The following is a 5,486-nucleotide window of genomic DNA, read 5'->3' on the forward strand; positions in this document are numbered from 1 at the left end:
ATATAACAATAAGCGCAGTTTACTGATTTTCAGTGGCAAGTTGCACATTACTTGTTTTACTTTACTTTCCAATCCATTTACTCCACAGGTTTACGCTTGTGGTAGTCACTCCCAGAAATTGCGAAGGTAACACAAAAGAAAGGCCCCACTTCTCAGCGGAGCCTTATCCCAAAACTTACTTACATTAACATGTTATCAACCTTGCTGAATTTAAGACAAGTACTATGCCAAAACTTAGTTGCTCATCGCCATCAGTAAATCATGTTGTGTAATAATATGTACTTCGTGTGCCTGATCTCTTACCAGAACAGCCTTATTATCTTTGTTTATCATCGATGAGAGTACATCCAGGGTATTGTCCATAGCCACAAAAGGCATTGGGTTATCCATCACCTCACTTACCTCTTTTTCCCTGATCTCAGGATCTTCGATGAGCTTCTCCAACAGTTTAGCTGTGGAAATACTTCCTACAAAGTGATTATTTTCCACGACAGGTACCTGATCAATACCTTCTTTGTTCAACATTCTGATTACCTGGCCAATTTTGTCTGTTTTAGTTACGGTATAAAGCTTATCCGAACCATTTTTTCTGGTAATGATGTCTTTGGCTGTGGCAAAATCTCTCGCCTCAAGGAAACCATGATCTTTCATCCAGTTGTCATTGTACACTTTGGCAAGATACCTTGTTCCATGATCCGGCAGGATGATCACCATCATATCATCTTCTTTCAGGTTTTCCTTCGCATACTCCAGGGCACCGTGTACAGCAGATCCACAAGACCAGCCTACAAAAAGGCCTTCTTCACGCGCCAATCGTCTTGTCATAATGGCGCCATCCTTATCAGTAACTTTGATAAAATTATCGATAAGACTAAAATCAACGTTTTTAGGGAGTATATCCTCTCCTATTCCTTCTGTCATATAAGGATATATTTCATTTTCATCGAAAATGCCGGTCTCCTTATATTTTTTGAATACAGAACCATAGGTATCAATACCCACGGATATAACATCAGGATTTTGTTCTTTTAAATATTTTGTAGTTCCGCACATTGAGCCACCAGTACCTACACCTGCAGCATAGTGTGTAATTTTCCCCTCAGTTTGCTTCCATATTTCAGGCCCCGTGGTTTCATAATGGGCGGCAGTATTAGACATATTGTCATACTGGTTAGGGTAAAATGAGTTGGGGATATCTTTGTTAAGCTTCTTAGCTACGGAGTAGTAAGACCTGGGGTCTTCCGGAGAAACATTGGTTGGACAAACGATCACTTCTGCTCCCATCGCTCTCAATATATCTATCTTCTCCTGAGACTGCTTATCTGCCAATGTAAAAATACACTTATAACCTTTAGCTATGGCCACTAGCGCCAGTCCCATTCCGGTGTTACCTGAGGTACCTTCTATGATGGTTCCTCCAGGCTTCAATATGCCTGCTTTTTCAGCATCTTCGATCATTTTAAGGGCCATCCTGTCCTTCATGGAGTTTCCCGGATTGAAGTACTCCACTTTTACGAGCACAGTTCCCTTAATGCCTTCTGCCAGACGGTTTAACTTCACCAAGGGTGTGTTCCCTATGGTTTCAATAAGTGAATTGTAGTACATTGTTACAGATATTAGGTTTTTACAAAATTAGGAAGATAATTGCTGTTTTTATAAGAATGCGTATGTAATTTAAACCACAACCAAAACAACTTAGTGTTCGAACTCGTTTAATTTTTTGATACTCAAAACCAACCGTATCCATGCAGTATTTTGTCCCGCTCATTGTTTATGTAACAGTGCTTTCCGGATTACTTCTTACTCAACCGGCTGATGCTCAAAATAATGAAATCACCCGAACAGTAATTAACAGTGAAACGAATGAGCCGGTGCCTTATGCTACCGTATCTTTTCCAGAGCAACAATATGGCTTTAGCACCAATGCCAACGGGCAGTTCAGGCTTACTATAAATCCTACCATGATGGATAGGAAAATTGTCATTTCCAGTATTGGCTTCGAACCTTATGAATCTACGTTAGGTGATTTGGCCAAAGCTCAAAATGAAAGGATCTCCCTGGCCCCAAAAGTAACGGTACTCCAGGAAATACTGGTTAAAGCCAAAGCTGAAACTCCTCAGGAAATAATCAGAAGCACAGAAAAAAATTTAAAGACGTTTTTGAGGCAGGATCCCTACTACCTGTACGGTTTCTATACGGAGGAAATAAAGAAAAACAATACCTATGCAGGTTATACTGAGGCTTATGGCATCTTTCACATTTCCGGCTACCAGCCTTCATACAACCGCAGGAACGTACTCTTCTCCTACGATCTGGCCCAATGGAAGAACATCCGCCGCTCTGATTACCATCTAAAATCGGAATGTAATGACACGGTGCCCCGCCTGCTGGAAGTCGACAAACTGGTAAAGGCTAAGAGTGAATACCTGTACAATGGCCCTTTCAGTAAGCTTAGGGATCAGTTTAGATTTACTATTGACAGTTTGACCAGTTATCATAATGAAGATGTGTTTATAATCAGCTTTGCTCCCGCCCAATCCGGGGAAGTTACTTACAGGGGTAGCGCTTACATAAAAGCAGATGACTATGCCCTCCTTAAACTGGAGATATGGGAAGATCATGCTGAACGTTTTTTTTATGAAAGCTGCCCTGTAGAAAACGTATCTGCACATTTTGACCTGAACTATGTAAAAGTCGGTGAAAAATACTATCTCAATAATGTAAAGCTCTCAACAAAGTATAAGAGCGGCAGCACGCCTATTGAAGAGTATATAGAAATAGCGGGCGGTGAGTTCAGGGACAGCGATGTAACCCGGTTTAATGAAGAGCAAAGAACAATAGTCTACAAAGAAATGATTAACCCTGACATTGTTTACAACCCGGAGTTTTGGGAGCAGCATGACAGACCTATTTCGTCTGATATTGAAGAGAAACTTTCGGAAGATGCTCCACTGCCAAGGCAATTTTTCACCAGCAGCGGAAAACGTATCATACCTCTGCCAGAAGAATACAACAGCTATCAGGAAATGTATAAAGACCATGAAGTATTCAGAATGTTCATGAATGCTGATTATTAAGCGTACCCGGTGTAAGTCAGAAGGTCAGGCTTTTCCTCCGGCCAGTAGATAAAGTACTGCCATTCTCACTGCTACACCATTCTGCACCTGCTCCAGAATTATGGAATGTTCTGAATCAGCCACATCACTGTTCAGTTCTACGCCTCGGTTAATAGGTCCGGGGTGCATAATAGTGATCTCCTTGTCCAGCTCATCAAGCATTCGTTTATTCACCCCATAGTACAGGGAGTACTCGCGAAGTGAGGGGAAATACTTGATTTGTTGTCTTTCAAGCTGGATTCGCAGTACATTGGCTACGTCACACCATTGCAGCGCCTTTCTTACATCAAGTTCTACTTTTACACCCAATGAGCCAATGTACTTGGGAAGCAGGGTATTGGGTCCGCAAACCATCACTTCTGCTCCTAGTTTCTGAAGGGCAAATATATTGGAAATAGCTACCCGGGAATGTAAAATATCACCGATGATGGCTACTTTGAGTCCCTCAACCGAACCATGTTTTTCCATGATGGAGTAGGTATCGAGCAGTGCTTGTGTAGGGTGTTCATGTGTGCCATCCCCCGCATTCACAATGTTGGCATCTATATGCTTGGCCAGGAAGTGTGGCGCACCGGGGCTGCTATGCCGCATGACTACCATGTCCACTTTCATGGCGAGGATGTTATTTACCGTATCCAGCAAAGTCTCTCCTTTCTTTACAGAGCTGCTGGAAGATGAGAAATTGATCACATCGGCGGAAAGCCTTTTTTCTGCCAGCTCAAACGACAGCCTGGTACGGGTAGAATTTTCGAAGAATACGTTGGCGATTGTAATATCTCGAAGCGAAGGCACCTTTTTGATGGGCCGGTTAATAACTTCTTTAAATGATCTGGCTGTTTCAAAAATAAGTTCAATATCTTCCCGAGTGATGTCTTTAATACCCAGAAGGTGCTTTTGACTTAATTGTGACATTATTTGCTTTCCTTATTTATCAACCAGATTTTATTATCCTTAAACCCCTGGGCTTCCAGCTCTACCAATACTTTTTGGAAGTCCATGGTATTTACATCTTTACCTATATAGTCAGGCTCAATGGGCAACTGACGTGAATACTTGCGGTTTACCAATACCAGAAGTTCAACTTTTTTAGGCCTGCCAAAGGCGATCATCGCATCCATGGCCGCACGTACTGACCTGCCGGTGTATAGCACATCATCAATAAGCACTACATTCTTGTTTTCAATGATGAAAGGAACTTTGGTAGCGTTTGCTTTGACCGGTGTATCTCTCCGCCTGAAATCATCCCTAAAGAATGTAGTATCCAGATAACCGAGATCTATTTTAGTGCCGGTATCTTTTTCCAGCTTATCATGGATCATTTCAGCGAGGTAGATGCCTTTAGGCTGTAAGCCGATAATGGCAGTATCCTCAAAATTTCCATGATTTTCAATAAGCTGCTGGCAAAGCCGGTTGACTGTGATATTCAGTAGGTGGGTGTCGAGTATTAGTTTTTTCTGCATGGCCTAAACTCATGCAAATATAGAGAAAAGTTTATTGTAAAGGCAATTGGTATGATGGAGTTTTTATTGGTGGGTGCTGGTGGCTACTAGTTGCTGGTGGATGATTGGGTCGGAAGTCAGAAGACCGGCGTCGGAAGTGGTCTACAGTGTGTTAGAGAATTGGAATTTTAAATATTTCTGCGAAACTACTATCCCCTTGAGGGGATTATAGGGGTGTTTTGACGTTAAATACTCAAACGGTAAACACAACTTGAACAGTAAACAGTTTAGTCAACTCTAATCAGGGAAGTTCAGATGGTTCACTGGTAATTACCAGTTACTTCGCTTAATTTTTCTGTGGAAAATTTGCATCAATATGCTGATCGAAAAGCTTCAAACATTACAAATACACAAAATAAGCGACATGGAATAATATTTGGCCTCTATTCACCAGTTAAACTAAAATATTAAAAATCATGTCAGCATCAAAAACAACAACTGATCATAATAAAATCAAAGCATGGGCAGAAGAGCGTGAAGGCAAACCCGCAGTGGTAAAAGGAACCGAAAACAATGAAGATGGTTCCGGCCTGCTCCGAATCAACTTCCCCGGTTATGCCGAGGAAAACCTGAAAGACATATCCTGGGACGAATTCTTCAAAACTTTTGATGACCGCGACCTGGTCTTCCTGTACCAGGACGAAATCGAGGGGAAGAAAAGCAGGTTCTTTAAACTAGTGGACAGGGAGAATTGATGTAGTTAAAACTACCTCAAAAGTTAGAGTATGACGCTTGCTTTTGAGGTAGTTTGATTATAGTTTATTGGGCTCAATTAGTTGCTGAACCATTTTTTAAGTTTATCAATTTCTTTGGCCCGGGCTTTATTAACTGCATTTTGTTCTATAAAGTAGAATTTACATGATAATAATTT

General features: G+C 41.3%; 5 protein-coding genes. 2 read left to right on the forward strand and 3 right to left on the reverse strand.

The window, feature by feature from the left end:
- Positions 1–234: 234 nt before the first annotated feature.
- Complete coding sequence (locus tag E1163_RS02830) at positions 235–1,605, reverse strand: cystathionine beta-synthase (RefSeq protein WP_155169249.1); 1,371 nt, start codon at positions 1,603–1,605, stop codon at positions 235–237.
- Positions 1,606–1,745: 140 nt separating this feature from the next.
- Here E1163_RS02830 and E1163_RS02835 point away from each other — a divergent pair, with 140 nt between their 5' ends.
- Positions 1,746–3,077 carry a carboxypeptidase-like regulatory domain-containing protein gene (locus E1163_RS02835; protein ID WP_155169251.1) on the forward strand — a complete coding sequence of 444 codons (1,332 nt, stop codon included), beginning with the start codon at positions 1,746–1,748 and terminating at the stop codon, positions 3,075–3,077.
- A 24-nt stretch (positions 3,078–3,101) separates the two neighbouring features.
- Here E1163_RS02835 and E1163_RS02840 read toward each other — a convergent pair whose 3' ends face one another.
- Together E1163_RS02840 and pyrR are read right to left on the reverse strand one after the other, a co-directional pair.
- Positions 3,102–4,028: an aspartate carbamoyltransferase catalytic subunit gene (locus E1163_RS02840; RefSeq protein ID WP_155169253.1), complete on the reverse strand. Its 927-nt coding sequence runs from the start codon at positions 4,026–4,028 to the stop codon at positions 3,102–3,104.
- Positions 4,028–4,576: a bifunctional pyr operon transcriptional regulator/uracil phosphoribosyltransferase PyrR gene (pyrR, locus tag E1163_RS02845; RefSeq protein ID WP_155169255.1), complete on the reverse strand. Its 549-nt coding sequence runs from the start codon at positions 4,574–4,576 to the stop codon at positions 4,028–4,030. Before pyrR ends, E1163_RS02840 begins: the two co-directional genes overlap by 1 nt.
- Positions 4,577–5,031: 455 nt before the next feature.
- Between pyrR and E1163_RS02850 the strand changes: the two genes are divergently transcribed.
- Entirely contained in the window at positions 5,032–5,310 is a 279-nt protein-coding gene (locus tag E1163_RS02850; RefSeq protein ID WP_155169257.1) for a hypothetical protein, read from the forward strand.
- The last annotated feature ends 176 nt before the right edge of the window (positions 5,311–5,486 follow it).

The organism is Fulvivirga kasyanovii (genome assembly GCF_009711405.1).
GTDB classification, from domain to species: Bacteria; Bacteroidota; Bacteroidia; order Cytophagales; family Cyclobacteriaceae; genus Fulvivirga; species Fulvivirga kasyanovii.